This is a genomic window from Umezakia ovalisporum Ak1311, from assembly GCF_029891685.1.
In the GTDB taxonomy this organism is placed as follows: Bacteria; Cyanobacteriota; Cyanobacteriia; order Cyanobacteriales; family Nostocaceae; genus Umezakia; species Umezakia ovalisporum.
Window position 1 is genome coordinate 37,578 of sequence record NZ_JANQDJ010000081.1, and the last position, 20,447, is coordinate 58,024.

General features: G+C 40.0%; 14 protein-coding genes, 1 pseudogene and 1 CRISPR repeat array (1 of these 16 only partly in view). Of the genes and pseudogenes, 8 read left to right on the top strand and 7 right to left on the bottom strand.

Translation table 11 applies throughout. The features are described from left to right. Positions 1–688: direct repeats of the CRISPR family, unit length 36 nt; unit sequence GTTTCCATTCAATTAATATCCCTAGCGAGTAGGGAT; it begins 922 nt to the left of the window's first position. 331 nt (positions 689–1,019) lie between these two features. Continuing rightward, positions 1,020–2,384: a histidine phosphatase family protein gene (locus tag NWP25_RS16035; protein ID WP_280657395.1), complete on the bottom strand. Its 1,365-nt coding sequence runs from the start codon at positions 2,382–2,384 to the stop codon at positions 1,020–1,022. Between the two features lie 211 nt (positions 2,385–2,595). On the opposite strand from NWP25_RS16035, the gene NWP25_RS16040 reads away from it, so the two are divergent. From NWP25_RS16040 to NWP25_RS16060, 5 genes are all read left to right on the top strand, one after another. Then, positions 2,596–3,651 carry a DMT family transporter gene (locus NWP25_RS16040; protein WP_280699766.1) on the top strand — a complete coding sequence of 352 codons (1,056 nt, stop codon included), beginning with the start codon at positions 2,596–2,598 and terminating at the stop codon, positions 3,649–3,651. A 1,742-nt stretch (positions 3,652–5,393) separates the two neighbouring features. After that, positions 5,394–6,629: a sedoheptulose 7-phosphate cyclase gene (locus NWP25_RS16045; protein WP_280652201.1), complete on the top strand. Its 1,236-nt coding sequence runs from the start codon at positions 5,394–5,396 to the stop codon at positions 6,627–6,629. 4 nt (positions 6,630–6,633) lie between these two features. Next, entirely contained in the window at positions 6,634–7,467 is an 834-nt protein-coding gene (locus NWP25_RS16050; protein ID WP_280652202.1) for an O-methyltransferase, read from the top strand. 161 nt (positions 7,468–7,628) lie between these two features. Then, a complete protein-coding gene (locus tag NWP25_RS16055) occupies positions 7,629–9,026 on the top strand; it encodes an ATP-grasp domain-containing protein (RefSeq protein WP_280686506.1) in 1,398 nt (465 codons plus the stop codon). Between the two features lie 55 nt (positions 9,027–9,081). Then, positions 9,082–10,113 carry a D-alanine--D-alanine ligase family protein gene (locus NWP25_RS16060; RefSeq protein WP_280657391.1) on the top strand — a complete coding sequence of 344 codons (1,032 nt, stop codon included), beginning with the start codon at positions 9,082–9,084 and terminating at the stop codon, positions 10,111–10,113. 7 nt (positions 10,114–10,120) lie between these two features. Here NWP25_RS16060 and NWP25_RS16065 read toward each other — a convergent pair whose 3' ends face one another. The 5 genes and pseudogenes from NWP25_RS16065 to tnpA form a co-directional block, all read right to left on the bottom strand. Then, complete coding sequence (locus tag NWP25_RS16065) at positions 10,121–10,612, bottom strand: DUF1499 domain-containing protein (RefSeq protein WP_280652205.1); 492 nt, start codon at positions 10,610–10,612, stop codon at positions 10,121–10,123. Between the two features lie 125 nt (positions 10,613–10,737). Continuing rightward, entirely contained in the window at positions 10,738–10,992 is a 255-nt protein-coding gene (locus tag NWP25_RS16070) for a TIGR03643 family protein (protein WP_280652206.1), read from the bottom strand. Positions 10,993–11,033: 41 nt separating this feature from the next. After that, positions 11,034–11,576: a WcaF family extracellular polysaccharide biosynthesis acetyltransferase gene (locus tag NWP25_RS16075; RefSeq protein WP_280699768.1), complete on the bottom strand. Its 543-nt coding sequence runs from the start codon at positions 11,574–11,576 to the stop codon at positions 11,034–11,036. Beyond that, positions 11,563–12,147: a YdcF family protein gene (locus NWP25_RS16080; protein WP_280699771.1), complete on the bottom strand. Its 585-nt coding sequence runs from the start codon at positions 12,145–12,147 to the stop codon at positions 11,563–11,565. Before NWP25_RS16080 ends, NWP25_RS16075 begins: the two co-directional genes overlap by 14 nt. A gap of 493 nt (positions 12,148–12,640) precedes the next feature. Continuing rightward, positions 12,641–12,919, bottom strand: a pseudogene (tnpA, locus tag NWP25_RS16085) (IS200/IS605 family transposase); the annotation flags it as partial. A gap of 428 nt (positions 12,920–13,347) precedes the next feature. Between tnpA and NWP25_RS16090 the strand changes: the two are divergent. Next, positions 13,348–14,151, top strand: coding sequence for a Uma2 family endonuclease (locus NWP25_RS16090; RefSeq protein ID WP_280652209.1), 804 nt, complete (start codon positions 13,348–13,350; stop codon positions 14,149–14,151). Positions 14,152–14,217: 66 nt separating this feature from the next. Here NWP25_RS16090 and NWP25_RS16095 read toward each other — a convergent pair whose 3' ends face one another. Next, on the bottom strand, positions 14,218–17,661 hold the full coding sequence (locus NWP25_RS16095) for a type I polyketide synthase (protein WP_280699772.1): 3,444 nt from the start codon (positions 17,659–17,661) through the stop codon (positions 14,218–14,220). Between the two features lie 206 nt (positions 17,662–17,867). Here NWP25_RS16095 and NWP25_RS16100 point away from each other — a divergent pair, with 206 nt between their 5' ends. Both NWP25_RS16100 and NWP25_RS16105 read left to right on the top strand, forming a co-directional pair. Beyond that, entirely contained in the window at positions 17,868–19,430 is a 1,563-nt protein-coding gene (locus NWP25_RS16100; RefSeq protein WP_280699775.1) for a hypothetical protein, read from the top strand. Between the two features lie 261 nt (positions 19,431–19,691). Next, positions 19,692–20,135, top strand: a complete 444-nt coding sequence (locus NWP25_RS16105; RefSeq protein ID WP_280652212.1) for a hypothetical protein — start codon at positions 19,692–19,694, stop codon at positions 20,133–20,135. Positions 20,136–20,447: the final 312 nt, after the last annotated feature.

Here is a 20,447-nt window from a genome sequence, read left to right on the forward strand (position 1 = left end):
CAATTAATATCCCTAGCGAGTAGGGATCTTTCTTAGAGTCAGCTATGTATGTAGCTGGGGTGAGAGGTTTCCATTCAATTAATATCCCTAGCGAGTAGGGATTTTCGGTGCTTGCATCCGTCTAGCGGGACAAGTTTCTAGTTTCCATTCAATTAATATCCCTAGCGAGTAGGGATCAGATACAGATATTAGTAGGCTATCTTGGTTACCCGTTTCCATTCAATTAATATCCCTAGCGAGTAGGGATAGTCTTTGAAGATGGTTATATAAGGTACAAGGTGTCTCAGTTTCCATTCAATTAATATCCCTAGCGAGTAGGGATAAACAAGCAGTGAGCTTTAAGGCTCCCAGTTTAAGAGTTTCCATTCAATTAATATCCCTAGCGAGTAGGGATTAAAGATTCTTCAATGCAAGCCCGGATGGCGGATACCAGTTTCCATTCAATTAATATCCCTAGCGAGTAGGGATACTGATGAGGCGGGACTCCGGTCTCTGCTGAAGCAGTTTCCATTCAATTAATATCCCTAGCGAGTAGGGATGTATACGGATGACTTATATCCCGGCAAATCATCCAATGTTTCCATTCAATTAATATCCCTAGCGAGTAGGGATGGGACTGAAGGCGAGAGTCCATGGGGCGCTATGGCATTTTGTTTCCATTCAATTAATATCCCTAGCGAGTAGGGATAGCCTCATTGTAAACCCTTGCCCAGTCAGGAGTCTAGAGGCACTTTCCGAAGGTCAGGAAAAAACACCCCTCAAGGTACTAAAAAGGAACCTTGAAAAACTCCCAAAACCTTACCCAGCAAGGAACCGAAGTTCAAAACGAAAAAATCAACACTCCAGGGATTTTAGCTGACCTATGGCTAGACCAGGTAAAACCAGAAGATTTTTATCTAACTACACTAGGCATTCCCCTGTGCCATTTGTACACTTGTATAATACAAATGTACTTTATAAGCTGTAAGGGGAAATGCGTGATTTGATTTTGATTTAAACCAAAGCTTAACTACTTTTTTTTACAAAGCCCCAGCGGCGGTTTTATCTAATACTCCTCCGCTCAAATGACCGGTAATATTCATTGCTTGCAGTACTGGTAAACCATTGAGTCCAGATGGATAATCGATGACGCTAACCGCACCATTACCCTGGCGGAAATTCCAGAAGTTCTTTGTCGATAAACCTAAAACATGACACAGTAAAGTTTTATTAGTGGCATCGTGGGCTACTATTAATCCAGTTTTCAACTCATTATTTAATGCAGCCTCCACAATTAATTGCCAAGTGCTAACACTACGCTCCCACACTTGCTGTAAGTTTTCTCCTTGAGGCATTTGTACTTCTGCTGGTACAACTCGCCAGCGCTGTAATTCTCCGGGAAACTCTTCCTCAATTTCTGTTTCTAGTTTTCCTTCCCAAAGTCCATGACTGATTTCTCTTAAACCATCTTGTAATTCCAACTTTACTTGAGGATGGTGACTCAAAATCAGCTCTGCTGTTTCTTTAGGGCGGAGCATTGAACTACTAACAGCAAAGTCTATAAAGACGTTTCGGAGAAATTCCCCGGCTGTTTGCGCCTGTTTTCTGCCGTTATCGTTGAGGGGAATATCAATTTGACCTTGAAATCTAGTTTGGCGATTCCATTCTGTTTCTCCATGACGTACCAACAACAATCGCACTCCTTGATGATTTGGTCGCACTGAAGGAAAAGTTTCTCCCAGGTGTTGGGTTTGATTCATGGATTCCAATTGAACTGGTTCTCCTAAACCACCAGCAAAATTCAATACACTAATGCCACAGTTAGATTGCTGTAGACAATGGTAGCGACTGGGGGGAATACCTAAGGCTGTACTAATTAAGGCGCGATTAATGCCGTTATGGGCAACTATAAGAATAGTTTCTTTTTGATGAAGAGGCAAAATTTCTTGCCAAAATAACCGCGCTTGTTCATAGATAGCAAGAACAGGAAAATGTTCTCTTGTTCCTTCTGCATCATTGACTAACATCTTTAATTCATGGGGACATTCCTTCCAGATGCGGTAGTCTTGGGTAAACTTTTCCTTGACATCAGCACTGAGCATTTCTGCCCACAAAGGTAAATCTATTTCTGTCAGCCCATGGCAAATTTGCGGTTGAAGAGGGTGTGAAGACTCATTGACTAATTGATTAGCCAACTCATTGGAGATAATTTCTGCTGTTTTTTTGGCTCGTTGCAGAGGACTGCTATAAATAGCACTAAATACGATATTACCAAGAGCTTTTCCTACCTTACTGGCATCTTCACAACCTTTTTCTGTCAACACTGACACATCGGTGCGTCCTTGGATTCGCCGCTCGGTATTATAGCTGCTTTGTCCGTGACGCACAATGATGACACGGGTCATCTGTTTTGCCCTCCCATATCTAAAGGACTAATTCTACAACGATCGCGGCAGGTTACTTCACAGTCAGAAATAAATCCATAATTTATCTGAAATTGTCGCTAATTATCCCTCAAAAATATCCAGCTTTATTCGGCATTTTCTCAGCTTTGCTCTAGATTTAATTGGCAAAGCTTAGTATGATTAACAGCGTTTTCATTATGCTGGTGTAATTGTGGCTAGTCAAAGACTATGGCATCATTTTGTTAAAAATATTATTCCTGGACAAGCCTATCTCTGGCTAGCAGTGTTGATTTTTGGCTCATCTAGTGCAGTTACTCGGAAGCTGACGGAAATCGGTTCACAAAACTTAATAGATGGTCGTAATCCAATTTCTCTGTGTAATGTTTTATTTGTGGGGAATATTTCGGCTTTAATAGTCCTGACGCTCATTTATGGGCGACAGTGTAAGAAACAAACTTTGAAGCAAATATCCCCAAAAAATTGGTTGATTTTGACTGTGGTGGCCATTTTCTCAGGGGCTCTGGCTCCTGGGTTAATTTTCCAAGCCCTGGAGTTAACAGAGGTTAATAATATTATTTTAGTTAGTAGATTAGAACCACCATTGATTTTGGCTTTATCTTGTTGGGTGTTGAAAGAACAAGTAAATATTTGGGAAGTTATGGGAGCGATGGCTGCATTTGTCGGCGTAATTCTAACTATCTTTCTTCAGACACCAGTAGCAATCATGAATGTCGGTAGTTTGAATTTAGGACTGGGGGAATTTCTCACAGCCATGGCTTCCCTGGCTGTAGCTGTGTCTACCATCCTCAATAAACAGTATCTCTCTCATGTCCCCATAGGAATTTACAACATTTTTCGCACTACCCTAGGGACTGTGATTTTTTTCTTCAGCGCTATGGTGCTTTGTGGTAGAGAACACTTTCTAGATGTGTTCTCACCTTTCCTGTGGAAATGGATGTTATTTTATGGATTTGTAATTGTGGTGCTAGGTCAATCTTGTTGGATTAAGGGTTTGAGAAACTCTAGTGTTTCTGTAGCTTCTTTAGTTGGCTCATTTGCCCCTATCGTAGGTATTTTAGCAGCTTATTTCATTCTGGGAGAAACTCCTACCTTGGCTCAATATACAGGGGGTAGTGTAATTTTAATTGGGATATTTATCAGCCAGTTTGGTATTTGGCAGCATCATCACAAAGCTACTTTGAATAGTGTAATATCTGCAACAGCACAACAAAAGATAGAAACAAAAATTGGATTTAAAGGAATTTGACAGTTCATGAGAAATATTCACCCCTAGGGTTGAATCAAGTTTTAGAAAAGTAATATAGGCTGAAATTTCTAGCTGATTATTTTTTAATAACTTGTATCAATCATGGTGATTCATTGTTCAATTCCCTCCCTAGTGCTAATTTCTTTTGTTAGTAACTTAACCACAACTGAATTATTACACCGAGGATCAGGTAGACTAAAAACTCCAACCCAAGGGTGATGAAACCTCTGAAATCAGCTTTTTATCTACAAAAATTTCAGCACCTGTAATGGAGCAATAGCTATCTTCACACTGAGCAAAGCCTTCTGAAGCATCTGGTGAAGTATTACCGAAGTTGAAGCACAATCCCTGGAATTGTGATTCTTCTGTTGATTATGACTGATACAACCATTGACAGTTTTTAAAGTGTGGAAATCTAAAGTTCCGCTCCCATAGGGAAGTGAAAGCATTTTCCAGTGTTTTTAGTGTTTGTTCCAATACCTGACAATGGACAATTTTTCATTGTGGGTACTGAATTGAGTAGGTAGCACATGGTGTATCTCCAAGGCCAGAGGCTTTGGCTCGTTCTCCGGTAACTGACTTGTAGCCCCTCGTTAATAAACTTAACTAAAAGTTACTTACTTAATCATCTAGGAAGGCTAAAACCTTGATTTTTACGTTCATTTATAAAATTTTCTAATTTTTTGCTTTACATATGTTAGTATATATATTATCCTGATATTGTGTTTTGTGTTGCGCTTTTAATTTACTCACCAGTAAACTACTTACTGCTTTAAGCTACAACGGCTTAATTTAGAGGTATAAAGCCAATTCAGGCAACGTTGGACTTTTTTCACACATAACTATTCCTTAAAAAAGTTGAAGTTTTGTGGCTAGGAACTCAGATACATTTTAATTCTGGATTTTCAGGAGCTGAGGTAGCTGTGTTCAATAGTGAGCAGTAACTTCACTGAAAGAAAGGAAAGTAACATTTTTTTGTTTTTAACCATTTTGATGGTTGAAGACTAGTGGTGCAAAAGAGCTATCTGAGGATAAACCATGGGTGTAATTTTAAATTGCAACTGGGAAAATGACAACAAGAGTAGTTATTAAGATAGGAGTTGTGCCAAGTTTAAAGCTGAAAAGTTGTTAGACACAAACAAAGTGGAGTTAAGTAAAATTCAGGTAGAATTTAGGTAAATTTCCTCAAAGTCCACTGTCATTCTAAGCAAAATAGAATAGGTTGAGTTTAGCGAGATAAGGTTTGATAGTAATGCTAAGAAACAGCGAACTAAGGATTAATTATTGCTCTAATCTAAAATTTAAGATTGGAGACCAACGATGGGAGGATTTATTGAGGGTATTGCTTTTACCAAATTTAACCCTCGGAAGGCCACTAAGTTAAACTTGTAAGTTAAACTTGGTGGAATAAATCTTAGTTAAGACAAACTTTCCACAATGAAAGTCAATGTTCCCTAGGGAAACAGTGCAAGTATTATGGCAATATATTGCTAACGGGATCAGTTGACTAATTCAGAGGTGAACCCCAATTAAAGGTTAACCCCATTACAGAATTTACGTAAATGAATGGTGTTGTTAAATAACAATATCAGTTGGTAATAGAATTGAGCTTTTTCATTGAAAGCTTCTTTTGTCATGCCTTTGATGTAAAGGGCTAAAGGGCATGGAAGTAACATGAAAGTAAGTAGCAATAATGGGCCAATGTGACAATTTTTTTACTTGTAATCAGGCGAACAGACATCATGAATAACATTCAAGCATCGTTTCAAGCTACAGAAACCGCATTTCACGTGGAAGGCTACGAAAAAATTGATTTTAGTCTTGTCTATGTGAAGGGTGCATTTAACATCGAAAACAGAGAACTTGCTGATAGCTACCGTAAATTTGGTCGCTGTTTGGCCGTAATCGATGCCAATGTCTATAAACTTTATGGACTAGAGATGAGGTCATATTTTCAACACTATGATATTGACCTCACAGTATTTCCCATCATTATTACTGAGCCAGATAAAACCTTAGCAACCTTTGAAAAAATTGTTGATGCTTTTTCCAAGTTTGGCTTAGTTCGCAAAGAACCAGTTTTAGTTGTTGGTGGTGGTCTAATTACTGATGTAGCTGGGTTTGCTTGCGCTGCTTACCGTCGCAAGAGTAACTACATTCGCATTCCCACTACTTTAATTGGTTTAATTGATGCAGGTGTAGCAATTAAGGTAGCAGTTAATCATCGCAAGTTGAAAAATCGCTTGGGCGCATATCATGCACCTTTAAAAGTAATCCTGGATTTCTCATTTTTGAAAACCTTACCAACGGCTCAAGTTCGCAATGGTATGGCGGAGTTGGTGAAAATTGCTGTGGTTTCTAACTCAGAAGTGTTTGAACTGCTATACAAATATGGCGAGGAACTCCTTTCCACTCACTTTGGACATGTGAATGGTACACCGGAAATCAGAGAAATTGCCCATAAGGTGAACTACGAGGCTATCAAAACTATGCTGGAGTTGGAGACTCCTAACTTGCATGAAATCGACCTTGATCGCGTCATTGCTTACGGCCATACTTGGAGTCCTACTTTAGAGTTAGCACCTCGTGTACCCCTATATCATGGTCATGCGGTGAATATAGATATGGCCTTGTCTGCAACTATTGCAGCCCAACGAGGCTACATTACTACAGAAGAGCGCGATCGCATCTTAGATTTGATGAGTCGTATAGGTCTATCACTGGATCATCCTCTCTTAGATGAGAATTTGCTTTGGGATGCTACCCAGTCTATCACCCTAACACGAGATGGCAAACTACGGGCTGCTATGCCTCGCCCCATTGGTGAGTGCTTCTTTGTGAATGATTTAACTCGTGAAGAACTTGATGGGGCTTTGGCTGAACACAAAGGTCTTTGTGCTCAACACCCCCGTGGTGGAGAAGGAGTTGACGCATACATTGAAACGGAAAGTCAGCAAGGACAACTGCTAGGGGTGTAAAGACATGACAAATGTTGTAACCAGAGAAACACCTAGACCAATAACACCCCACAGCATTTTGGTAGCCCAGCTACAAAAAACTTTGAAGTTAGCACAAGAGAATCTCATTCCCTCAGAAATATTAGATTCTCTAAGTGAAGCCGTTGAATTAGCCAAGGGTTTAGACCCTTATTTGGGTGACTATACTACCCCGGAATCCAGCGCCTTAAAAGCATTGGCGGAAAAAACCAGCCAAGAAGACTGGGGTAAACGCTTTAGTGACTGTGAAACAGTTCGTCAATTAGAGCAAGAGATGCTCTCAGGACATTTGGAAGGACAGACATTGAAGATGTTTGTTCACATGACTAAAGCCAAGGGGATTCTCGAAGTGGGAATGTTCACAGGGTATTCAGCTTTAGCTATGGCGGAAGCACTACCCACAGATGGGCGACTCATAGCTTGTGAAGTAGACCCCTATGTTGCTCAATTTGCTCAAGATTGCTTTAGTCAGTCTCCTCACGGTGAAAAAATAGTTGTGGAAGTAGCACCAGCTTTAGAGACCCTCCGGAAGTTAGCAGCAAAAAAAGAATCATTTGATTTGATTTTCATAGATGCTGATAAAAAGGAGTATGTAGAGTACCTGGAAATTATTTTGGCGCAGAACTTACTCACTGCTAATGGGTTAATCTGCGTGGATAACACTTTGTTCCAAGGACAGGTTTACCTACCAGCAGAAAAACGCACCGCCAACGGTGAAGCCATTGCTGAGTTTAACCGTGTTGTCGCTACCGACCCTCGCGTGGAACAAGTTTTGTTACCCGTGCGAGATGGTATCACCTTGATTAGACGGGTTGTATAAACAAAATTAAATTATCCAAAATTAAATTATCCACAATAGTCGGTTTTTAACTTTTGAGCTATGGGACAGGGAATTGATTCCCTGTTTCACTCCAGGAGTATCCTGACTGGCGATGTCGCTGTGACTACCCTGGCCCACACTTTTCTTATTTCTACACACCTATGGCAAAATCTGTTTCTTTATCCCTGGCAAAATCTACAACACCATCAACGGATGTCAGGTTAAAGTTAGTGGCTTTATTTAAAACTCTCGGTACTCTAACATTATTATTAATAGCTTTGCCATTTAATGGTTTGATAGTGTTAATAGCTTTGCTGTGGGGCATTGTGCAATGGCCTTTGAGGAAAAAAGCTCTGGTAGCAGCTGATCCTCGAACCGTTTTGGTGAGCGGAGGTAAAATGACTAAAGCATTGCAACTAGCTCGGTGCTTTCATGGAGCGGGACATCGAGTTATTTTGATTGAAACTCATAAATATTGGTTATCTGGCCATAAATTTTCTCGGGCTGTCAGTGCTTTTTATACAGTTCCCTCCCCGCAATCAGACCCAGAAGGGTATATACAGTCCTTGGTGGCAATTGTGAAAAAAGAAAAGGTTGACTTTTATGTACCTGTATGCAGTCCCGTTGCTAGTTACTATGATTCTTTAGCAAAACCCGCTTTATCAGCATACTGCGAAGTTTTTCACTTTGATGCAGATATTACCAAAATGCTAGATGATAAATTTGCTTTTACTGAGCAAGGGCGATCGCTTGGTTTGTCTGTGCCAAAATCTTTTCAAATCACAGATCCGCAACAAGTGATTAACTTTGATTTTAGTCAAGAAACTCGCAAGTATATTCTCAAAAATATTGCTTATGACTCGGTTCGCCGCTTAAATTTAACTAAATTGCCTTGCAATACCCCAGAAGAAACAGCAGCCTTTGTCAACAGTTTACCCATTAGTGCTCAAAACCCTTGGATTATGCAAGAGTTTATTCCCGGTAAGGAGTTATGCACACACAGCACAGTACGGGATGGGGAATTAAGATTACATTGCTGTTCTAACTCTTCTGCATTTCAAATCAATTACCAAAACGTGGAAAATCCGCAAATTCGTCAATGGGTGCAACAGTTTGTGAAGAGTTTAGGATTAACTGGACAGGTTTCCTTCGACTTTATCCAAGCTGAAGACGGTACAGTTTACGCTATTGAATGTAATCCCCGGACTCATTCAGCCATTACAATGTTCTACAATCATCCTGGTGTTGCAGATGCTTATTTAGGTAAAACTCCTCAAGCTGCACCTGTGGAACCTTTAGCTAACAGCAAACCCACTTACTGGCTATATCACGAAATCTGGCGGCTAACGGGTATCCGTTCCTGGAAACAATTGCAAACATCAGTTAATACCCTAGTGGGTGGCACTGATGCCATTTTCTGCTTTGATGACCCTGTACCATTTTTAACTTTATATCATTGGCAAATTCCCTTACTATTACTGAAGAATCTGCAAGATCTAAAAGGATGGGTAAAAATAGATTTCAATATTGGCAAGTTGGTAGAATTAGACGGCGATTAGAAACTTGAGTTGTGAAATAGAAAAAAATACACACAATTATATAGGAATGTCAATTATGTCGATGCTTGGTATCCTTCATTTAGTTGGGTCTCCATCCAGTGATTTTTACTGCAACTTGTCACGGCTTTATGCTCAAGATTGCCTAGAGGCAATGACAGGGGGATGGGGGTATAATTTTTCCATTGCATATATTACACCTGATGGGTTGTGGCGTTTTCCTCACTCTTTGACTAGAGAAGATATCGCTTTGAGTCAACCTATTTCTGTGGTGGATGCCATCAAGTTTATCACCGAGCAAAACATTGACCTTGTACTACCACAAATGTTTTGTATTCCGGGAATGACTTACTACCGGGCTTTATTCGACTTACTCAAAATTCCTTACATGGGGAACAAAGCTGAAGTTATGGCAATAGCCAGCCACAAAGCCAAAGCTAAGGCCATTGTCGCCGCCGCAGGGGTGAAAGTGCCTGATGGAGAATTGCTTCGCCGTGGAGATGTGCCGACAATCATACCTCCTGTGGTTATTAAGCCCGTAAGTTCTGACAATTCTTTAGGGGTGGCTTTGGTCAAAGAGGTGAGTGAGTATGATGGTGCTTTGAGCCAGGCATTTGAATATGCAGATGAGGTGATTGTCGAAAAATTTATTGAACTTGGTAGAGAAGTGAGATGTGGTATTCTTGTTCAATATGGGGAATTAGTGGGTTTACCTCTGGAAGAATATTTGGTACACCCTGATGAAAAACCTATCCGCAACCATGCTGATAAACTCCAACAAACCCATGATGGTAACTTGCATTTGACTGCAAAAGATAATATCAAAGCTTGGATTGTTGACCCCAAGGACCCCATTACCCACAAAGTTCAGGAAGTTGCTAAACAGTGTCATCAGGCTTTGGGGTGTCGCCACTATAGTTTATTTGACTTTCGCATTGACCCACAGGGACAACCTTGGTTTTTAGAAGCTGGGTTGTATTGTTCTTTTTCTCCTCAAAGTGTGATTTCTTGTATGGCGAAAGCAAAGGGTATTTCTCTTAATGAGTTATTCTCCACCGTGACCAAGGAAGCATTACAAATTCATGGTTAGTGGAACATTAAATATTTAAATCGCGTAAAGCCAGACGAATTTGCTCTACACGCCTGCGGTTGACACCGAGATCTGATTCTCCTATGCGAGATGCTGAACGGGCGTGAATGACTGACTCGTTAGTAGGTAAATAAAACTCTACATCATCAATAAATTTGAAAATGCGGCTTTTACATAGGGCATGAATGTAATTATCTGTCTGTTCTATGACCTCTGTGCGGGGAACAACACTGAGAACCTGGAGTAAGGTTCCTCGTGCTTTGTCCCGATGTACATGATAGGTAATAGGGTCAATGGCGTGTTTAGCATCAGGGTTCTGACTGAGAACACAGTTATTGGAAGGGGGACAAGGACTGAGATAACCATTATGAATTCCCAAACTAGAAGATTCAGCCCAAGTAGGGGTAGGCAGTATTAAACCACTAATCAGGGTGAGGAAGATTATCAAGGTGATCCTTCGCCAGAGTGATTTTGTCAAAGCCGTGAGCAGATGGGACATGACCAAATTATTCCTTTTATTCCTTAAGGTACAGCACTGAAATATTCTCCATTATTTTTACATTATTTTTCCATCATTTTGGCTGGTGGGGAGAAGGTGAACTGTGGTAATTGACTGTGTGAATTTCAGGTTTTTTGATTTGCTGATTTAAATCTACCTGCGATAAATTCTCGCTTTTGTGAATGTTTTGTTTTGCGGTTGGTAACTCGCTTTCGCCACATCTGGAAACTAGATTCTTTCATTTGTTGCCGCATCAGGGCAATTACTTGTTTTTCTTGGAGCCCAAATTGAGTTTCAATGGCTTCCATGGGTGTTCTATCTTCCCATGCCATTTCAATAATGCGGTCAATGGTTTCGGGGTCAAGGTCTGGTAATTTCATGTTTTGCTAGTAAGAGAGTGTTGATAATTCAAAGAGCAAGGCTATGATAGTTTTCTTTCTTTTATTGGTTGGGCGGGATTCCCTGCATAAACAGTCATGGATGCTAATGATTTAACAGCCACTCCCCCTAGGGTTAATACAGCCCCTCTACCAACCCTCACTCCGGGGCCAATTACTGATTTGGCTGCAATCCAACTACTTTGTTCAATATAAATCGGGGCAATTTTTAACGCAAAGTTCAGGTCATTCCAATCATGATTGCCGGTGCAGAGATACACGCCTTGAGATATGCAGGCGTGACTTTCTATGGTTACATGGGCTAGGTTATCTATCCAAGCATCTTCACCAATCCAAACATAATCACCCACAGTCAAGCGCCAAGGAAATTTGACCCGCACCCCCGTCTTAATGCGAACACCTTGACCAATAGTGGCTCCAAATATCCGTAATATTTTCACTTTTACAGATGAAATGGGAAGCCAAGGAGTTGCAACTAACGGGGAACCAACGAAGTACCACAAAAGTTGTTTCCAGTACCTTGCGCCGGGGGTATAATTACCAAGGGTGTATTTATCTAGCCGCATAAGATGGTTCACTAAAACGAGGGTTAAAGCTGGCTCCAGTACGACCGGACACAATCCACAACAGTGAACGTCCACCATCCCGCATAATACGGAGTATTGATTCTCTCCCTTGGGAAGAGGAAATAGAAACTGGTGTAAAAATTATGCCTTGACTACCTAGAACTAAGGTGGCTATGGTTTTGGCTCTGGGCATATGGTAGTCTGAGGTAATTAAATAAATGTGCTGTATATTCTGGCGCTTAAAATCATTTACTAGGGATGTAAAGTTGGTAACAGTGTCAACGGCGCGGTAATCCAAGTGAATGCGGTGGGTGATGTTTGCACTTTTAAAGATGGCTTGGGCTTGTTCTTTGGGAATACCAGTGGAAATCCATATATCTAACTGGGGATGTTTTTTGGCAAATTGAGCAGTGAATTTTTCTCGTTCTATACCTCCGCCCAGGGTCAGAATGGCTTGGGGATGGGGAGCTTGGTAAGCTGCGATGGCCATTCGGGTGGGAATTATGCTCAATAATCCCACTAGAAAACCTGCTAGGATGAAAAACCAATTTTTTTTGTTCAGTTTCAACATAACATGAACTGAAATTATGTTTATTTCTACAGTATTGTAGAACCTATAGTTTAATTTCGGGAATATCAAAGGTTGGGGAAAAATTGTACTGAGCTTAGTTCAAGTATATTTACTAATCCCTAGCTCATGTATGAATAACTACCGACATTTCCTGGAAATAAGCAAATATTTGTTTAACTGTTACTCCCACTTGATGATTTAGCGCTTTTATTGAAACTAGCTTCTATTAAATTTATACTGAGGATAATTTCTGCCAATACTCGCTGCAATCAGCAATATAAACCATATTTACCCATAAGCGTTGAATCCTGCAATAAAAATTTACAATTTTTGCGTTTTACCCAGATAAAGTTCATTGTCTATTAAGAATAGAGTCATTAATTGCTCAAATTTTGTATCACCGACGCAGAACTTGGACAGTCAACAGTCAACATTTCTGGGCTGTGGATAACTGATGACTGCCTAGGGACAATATACCATATCCTTGTTGCTAACTAAATTTTTGTGGTAACTTTGGCAATGAATGATTGTAATAATAAGCGCTACTTCCCTTTAAATTTTTCACACATTCGGCAATAGATAGTTCAGGGGGAATAGAAATTACCACATGAATATGGTCTTCAATTCCACCAATAGCATGAATAATACAACCCAGATGATCAGCCTTACCAATTAAATAACCATGTACCCCATTTTCTATATCATGACTAATTAAAAGCTCACTTTTTTTAGTCGCCCGAACAATATGATAATACAACCGCCATAAAGCCACAATCAAATTGATGAATTAAATCAAAAAATCACAGAAAAAGTACAAACAACCTCAACCTACTTCCTAGTCCGTTTTTAACCGACTTTAGCTTTGAGACGGGGAATTCATTCCTCGGCTCCCCCATGTGGATAACCATCGGCAATGGTTCCTGTGTTCCTGAATATCCTGATACACTGCCGGCATTTTAGCGGCGATCCTATTCCATGTATAATTATCAAAGATAAATTACCCAGGTTGATCGCCCTAGGTTGGGGTATCTTGGCAGCAGTAAGACAAAGGCTGAACTCGTGAATAGGTAAGCACAACTAAGGTTGAATTTAGTCATGACTTGAGTTTACCGTTGCTGTCTGTGCAACACAACGCAAACCAAATCAATATCAGTTAAACTTAATTAAATTAGTAAGCATCGGGATTCAATCGGAGAAAATATGACTGAATCAACATTGCTAAACTTAGATCAATCCACACCAGATTCAACCCCAGATTTTGTTAATCCCCCCACCCAGGACGAATTACTCTGTGATGACGGCATCCCCATGGAAACCTATCGCCATAAACTGCAAATGGACTTACTAGTTGATCCCCTAGCAGCTTGGCTGGGGGATAAAGATGCCTTTGTAGGGGGTAATATGTTTGTTTACTTTAGTCCCCATCAATTGAAAAACCATGATTTTCGTGGTCCGGATATGTTTGCTGTGTTAGATGTTCCCAAGGGAGAGCGCAAATGCTGGGTAACTTGGGAAGAGGGTAAAGGTCCCGATGTGGTAGTGGAATTGCTATCCTCTAGCACTGCTTCCAGAGACAAGACAGACAAAAAAGAAATATACCAAAACAGGCTCAGAGTACCAGAATACTTTTGGTATGATCCCTTTAATCCCAATGAGTTTGCCGGTTTTATGATCAGGGATTATGGATATGAACCAATCATCCCCAATGAGGAAAACAGGCTCATCAGTCAAAAATTAGGTTTAGCCCTAGTGCGTTGGCCTGGGGAATTTGGAGGAGCCAATGCTGTGTGGGTAAGGTGGGCGACTTTAGACGGGGTTCTACTACCTACGGCCCGTGAATTAGCCCAACAAGCCCAGCAACAAGCCCAGCAAGCCCAGCAACAAGCCCAACAAGCCCAGCAAAGAGCAGAGGCTGCGGAATTGTTACTTGCACAAGAGCGCCAACAAAGGGAAGAACTGCTGGCTAAGTTACAGACAATGGGGATAAATCCTGATCAACTTTAGATGTTGTTTTATAACTTTTGAAGAGGGAATTTTCATTTTAGAGAACAAAGATAAATTCCCTACTTTTTAACTATCCTTAGTTAAGGAACATTGAATTTTATCGGCTAGAATCTTTACATTAGGTTCTTGAACCATAGAGGCATGAGATCCGGGTACTTTATGGATTTGAGCTAAAGACTCTTGAGACCAACCATAGCGATAAAACAACAAAGAAATTAGTTTTTCTGTTGGTCTTGAATTTACGCGTCCTTGTGCTATGAATAGAGTTATTTTTCCTTGATATCTATCCATGATATATTTTTTGTCCGAAGTATTATTGGGATTGTATGTTGATTGAGGAATTTCATCAGGCTTTTTATCGGCTGTGTAAAAAATCGTCTTCATAATTAGTTGAATTAGTTCAATTAGTTGAATTAACTTTTTTGAATTCACTGTCAAGATTTTAGTTAATTGTTTTTTAAAAAAATTAAATCTAAGGTCATTTCCGAACATATCGAGTATGCCTAAAAAAGCGACCTTTTTTCCTTTTTGTTCAAGTTGTTTAGCTATCTCATAAGCGACTAAACTACCAAAAGAGAAACCTGCTAATAGATAGTCACCTTCAGGCTGAATGGCCAGAATATCCTTTACATGATGAGAAGCAAGAGCTTTAATATTTTCTTCTGTTGTTCTATCTTCTAAGAAAAATATTGTATAACCAGATTCCAAAAAATAAAAAGAATATTCTTTTTCAAGATATTTACTCAAAGGAGTTGCTTCATGAATACCATTTGCACAAAAGAAAAAAGGTGGTTTATTATTCTGAGAATTAAGGGCTATCATGAGTGAGTATGGGTTAGGACGTAATCCATTACGACCTAAATTAATAATCAGCAATTTGTGATAATCTTTTGGATCAAGTGCATTAATAAATGAATTATTTGGCAGATCCACTAAAGGCTCATTCATTGAGTGAGCAATTTCTGCAATGGTGGGAAACTGGAAAAATGAAGTTAGAGAAAAATGCTGATCAAAGTTTTTTTCCATTTCAGATACGAGGGAGGCAGATAAAATAGAGTTTCCGCCTAATTCAAAAAAATTGTCATGTATTCCAATAGATTCATGTCCTAAAACTTTTTGCCATATATTAGCTATTTGTTGTTCTATATCATTACGAGGAGCTACAAATTCTTCCTCTAGGCATATCAAATTATTATGGTGATTTTTATTTTTTCCTTCAATTTTATCCCTGGAGATATTCGGGGATAAATTAATCCAGTATGATTCACCCTCAAAAGGATAGGTGGGAAGTGAAATCGGTGAACATTGTTTGTAATCCTCAACTTTAGACCAGTCAATTTTTGTCCCTATTAACCAAAATTGAATTAAGGTAGCAAATAAAATATACACATGGTCACTGCTTTCAATTTTGTCATAATTTTTAATGCTTAAAGAACATACATCTAGGAGAATTGAATTATTATCTAATGATAAATTGGCTAGATTTTGTGAATCTATGTTATTAAAGTCAAATTCTTTTTGCCATTGTTCAGGAGTAATACTTTGAGCAACTTTAATTGTATTACCTGTCAAAGATGAAACTACTGGAATTGTTGGCAGTTGAAAATTATGAAGAGATTTAAAGTTTTTATTTTCGGTAATTATAAAAATTACATCTTCTAAAGTTAAAACTTCTGCTATGACTAAAGCAGTATAAGTTCCCATCCCGTAGGCAATAGACATTGCCGGATTGATTCCCCAGTATTGAAATAATTGAGCAACGGCATATTCACAAATGAAATCAACTAATTTACTATGAAGGGAATTTTCTAAATTATCTTCTTTAATCAATTCTAGGAAAGATTTCCCTACATAGGAATCAAGCATTAATTCTAATGGTTCTAAAAGAGAATCAATAGCCGAGTTATTTTTTTGATAAAAAAGTTGAATAATTGGTTTAATTTTATGACTTTCTCCAGTAAAAATAAAACCAACTGGCGCAGATTTTCTTCTTGTGATTTTCCCACTAAATACCTCTAATGATTCTTCATTACAAACATAACTGTTTAGTTGGATTTTTAACTGTTCTTTGGATTCAGTGATCACAGCTATACGGTGTTGAAATTGCGATCGCCTAGTGTTAGCCGTAAAACAAATATCGGACAAAGAGGCTTCAGGGGTATGTTCTAGGAAAGCTTGGTAACGTTGGGCTAAGGCTTGTAAAGCAGTGGGACTTTTTGCGGTTAGGGTAAAAATTTGTAAAGGAGCAGGATTCAGTTCAACTTTTGCCTGAGAGGGGACTGATTCTAATATCACATGAGCATTAGTCCCCCCCAGACCCAACGAACTAACTCCTGCTCGGATTAGCCCTGTGTCTTCGGGTAAAGTTTCTAAGGTTTGTTGTACTTTTAGTCCTAGCTTGGCAAAAGAAATTCCAGGATTAGGCTCTTGAAAATGTAAAGTAGGTGGTATTTGACGGTGATAAAGCGAAAGAGCAACTTTAATCAACCCCGCAATACCGGAAGCCGCTTCTGTATGACCAATATTGGTTTTCACACAGCCCACTCCACAGGGATTATCGGGAGTTCGATTTTTCCCCACCACTGCTCCTAATGCCTTCATTTCTAGGGCATCTCCGATCAATGTTGCCGTACCATGAGCTTCAATATAATTAATGGAACTAGGATTAATATCTGCCTGTTGATAAACTTTTTGTAGGAGCTCAATCTGGGCTTGCATACTCGGTGCAGTCAAGCCATTACCCCTACCATTGTGATTAACGCCGCTTCCTCGAATAACAGCATAAACGCGATCGCCGTCTGCTTGAGCTTGGGATAAAGGTTTTAACACAACGACTCCAATTCCCTCACCGCGAACGTAACCATCAGCTTTAGCATCAAAAACTTTGCAACGACCATTCCCGGAGATTAAGCCTGCATTGTCAAACCTAGAAGCAATCACCGAAGAAAAAGTTAGATTTGTGCCACTGACCAAAGCTAAAGAAATTTCTCCATTCCATAAGTTGCGACAAGCCTGATCTATGGCCACGAGGCCAGAGGAACATGTGGTGTTAATTACCAGACTTGCTCCTCGAAAATCAAAGTAGGAAGAAACTCTATTTGCTAACATACATTCGACGGTACCAATGCTAGCAGAAAAGGTTGAGTCTTCGTTGAGCAATTTCAGGTATTCACTACCAGTAGCTCCAGTAAAAACACCCGTATTTGTACCGGCTAAGTTAGCAGGAACTAGCCCCGCGTCTTCCAATGCTTCCCAAGTGGTTTCTAATAAAAGTCTGTGTTGAGGATCAATCTTAATGGCTTCCTCCGAAGAAATGCCAAAAAACGCCGCATCAAATTTATCTATGGCCTTTAGAAATCCGCCCCGACCCTTCATTTCCCTAGGGCGACCCATCGGTACATCTGTGATAGTATCTACGCCGTCTCGAATTACCTCCCAGAATTCACTAGGACTATTTGCATTGGGAAAACGACATCCCATACCGATAATTGCGATCGATTGTCCAATCATTAAGTTTTTTATCTTTACTTACCACCTAGGTTGACACAAATATATTATACACGCTAGCTTTGTTGCTGGTCAAGCTATTCCCGCGGAGTTGCCCCTTGGTCTAGCATATTCTTTTACCATGGTTTGTCTGTTACTGAAATTTTTGGCAACTCTAAGGGCTTGACTGTCAAATAAAAATCATAAACAAATAAGGAGTTTTTGTCCTAATGACCTTAAGTTCCATTAATTCAAATTCCCAGGCTGGATCCCTTGAATTACTTGCCACAGAGCTTACAAGTCCACCTGCTTTACTCAATAATTCGGGTAGCACTGTTACAATCACCCTCACGGCAACGGGTCAATGGTCTTTGATTAACTTTGAAACATCCGACCCTACCCTAATTAAATATAAAACCCCAGTAGATGGCGATGGTCACCCCCGTGACAAAAACGATGAAAAATACAAACTTAAGTATCCTCAGTCGAACCCTGGAGCCATGGTTGCAGAAATTAAAGATGCTAAGGGCAATACAAAATCTACGGTGAGCGGTAAGCAACAAAGCTTTGAATTGCAACCAGGGGAAACAGTTTCCTTCCTCATCAATGATGATCCTAAATGGTATGGCAACAACGCCGGTAAGCTAACCATTAGTTATACCTCAACAGTTAAGAGTACAGACCCTAAACCACAGCCTGAAATTCTCAGCATCACGGACCTCTATAATACCGGGGTAGATAATGCCCGTCAGGTTTTGGCCGACAGCATTCCTGACCCCCACTACACCCTAGCAACCTATCCAGCCGGTACAGAACTCCCGGGTGTTACTACTCCGAACAAGGATTTAGCTCCTATCAACTGGGTTCCAAATACCCAAACAGCTCGATGGATTGGGCCTAAGACACCTTTTGCTAACGGGCCTGTTGGAAACTATAGCTATACAACGACCTTTACGCTACCTGAATTTTCTGAAGCATTGATTGTCGGTGAACTTTCTGTGGATGACAATATTACCGATATTGTGCTTAACGGGGTATCAGTGGGTAATCCTGTTCCTTTAAGCTCCTGGACAAAGATTGGTCGTTTTTCAATTTCCACTGGATTTGTCGTCGGTACCAACACCCTTGAATTTAAACTGCATAGTGTTGGGGGTCCAACGGGGTTGCGAATTGATAGTATTAGTGGAACTTATAAGCCATCTTCCTTGAAAGCCACTATCTATGAAGATCGCGACTTCCAAGGTGTTAGCAAGGAAGTGGGCCTTGGGAGCCATGATGTATGGAACATCGGTTTTCCAAACGATGCGCTAAGTTCTTTGAAGGTGCCACAAGGACTCAAGGTTACTCTATACCAACACGCTACTAATCAGGGTCGCAGTAAGGTTTTTACTGCTGATGCTCCTTGGGTTGGTGATGATTTTGATAATATTACCTCTGCCATCAAAGTTGAGTTGTTGCCATCCTCCTTGACGGCTCCCATTGTTGTTACAGTGCCTCCAGCAAATGCACCTACAATTCCTCAAGGTTTCCACTCTCCTTTTACCTTTACTCCATCTGCTGCTCCCGTAATTCAGTGGAATGGCTACACTTATTGGGCGTACAGTTATACCGACAACAGAATGGCTATGGCTATCCTTGCTTATGATGCCCAAGGTCAGATTGTTAGACAGTGGGAAAAACCAGGTGCTCGTTATCTTACCAGCATTACTGTGGATTCCGCGCAAAAAACTATTATCCTTACCGGACAAGCGAACCAAACCACTGTATTGTCTTGGGACGAATTACGGTTATAAGATGGCTGTGCGCGGGTATTCATTTGTTAAGTGGCAATAGCGATGGCGATTATCGCTTCTTGAGGTGTGTTTTAGTGCACCTCTTCTCTGCTTCTATCTAACACACTCAAAACAATCAAGCTAAATAGAGGGAGATCTGGGCGCTATTTAACCTAGAATGGCCATCGCTTTCCAAGAAACAAAACACAATGTTTGTTATCTGCAAATTGTAATTTCACCCCATTCGGTATTTTTCTTACAAAAGGAGATATTTACTCTACCATGGACCTACAATCATTTAATGCCACCACCCAGTCCGGTTCCTTTGAATTGCAAGCAATTCAAGAAGTTCCCCTTACTGCTCTAACAAATGTTTCCAATCATGCAGTTAAGGTTGAAATTACCTCGACAGGTCAGTGGTGTTTAATTAATTTTGAAACCCCTGACCCCAAACTAGCCAAATACAAACGATTGACAGACGGTGATGGTTATGAACCCGATAAAAATGCTGAAAGTTATAAACTTAAGTATCCACATCTAAAGCCAGCAGCCCTCGTTTCAGAAATTAAGGATGCAGAAGGTAATGTAAAATCTTCCTTTGGTGGAAAGCAGCAGAGTCTAAAATTGGAACCAGGTGAAACTCTTTCCTTTATCATGAATGATGATCCCCGTTACTTTAACAACAATGCTGGTCAGTTGACAATTAGCTATTCAGTGTCTGCTTAAATCAAGTTAATTGTTATTCCTTTTTTTCGTGATTAGCTAAATCAAATGTGGCTATAACTTAATAAATTACCAATAAATTAGCAGTGTGCTCTGGCACACTTTTTTATTATCGAGTAACCTTAGTGAATTTTATAGGAAGGGTTTTTAAACCTCTTAAAGTGATGCTTTCATGCAGAAATGTTGAATGTCTTTACAAAAGTTTACATAGTTAGATATAGTAGTCCTATCAAAGGTGAAAATGTCAACATCTCATAATATCTTCCATCCAATGAACATAACTGATTTGTTGACACATACAAGCTTGAAGGTAGC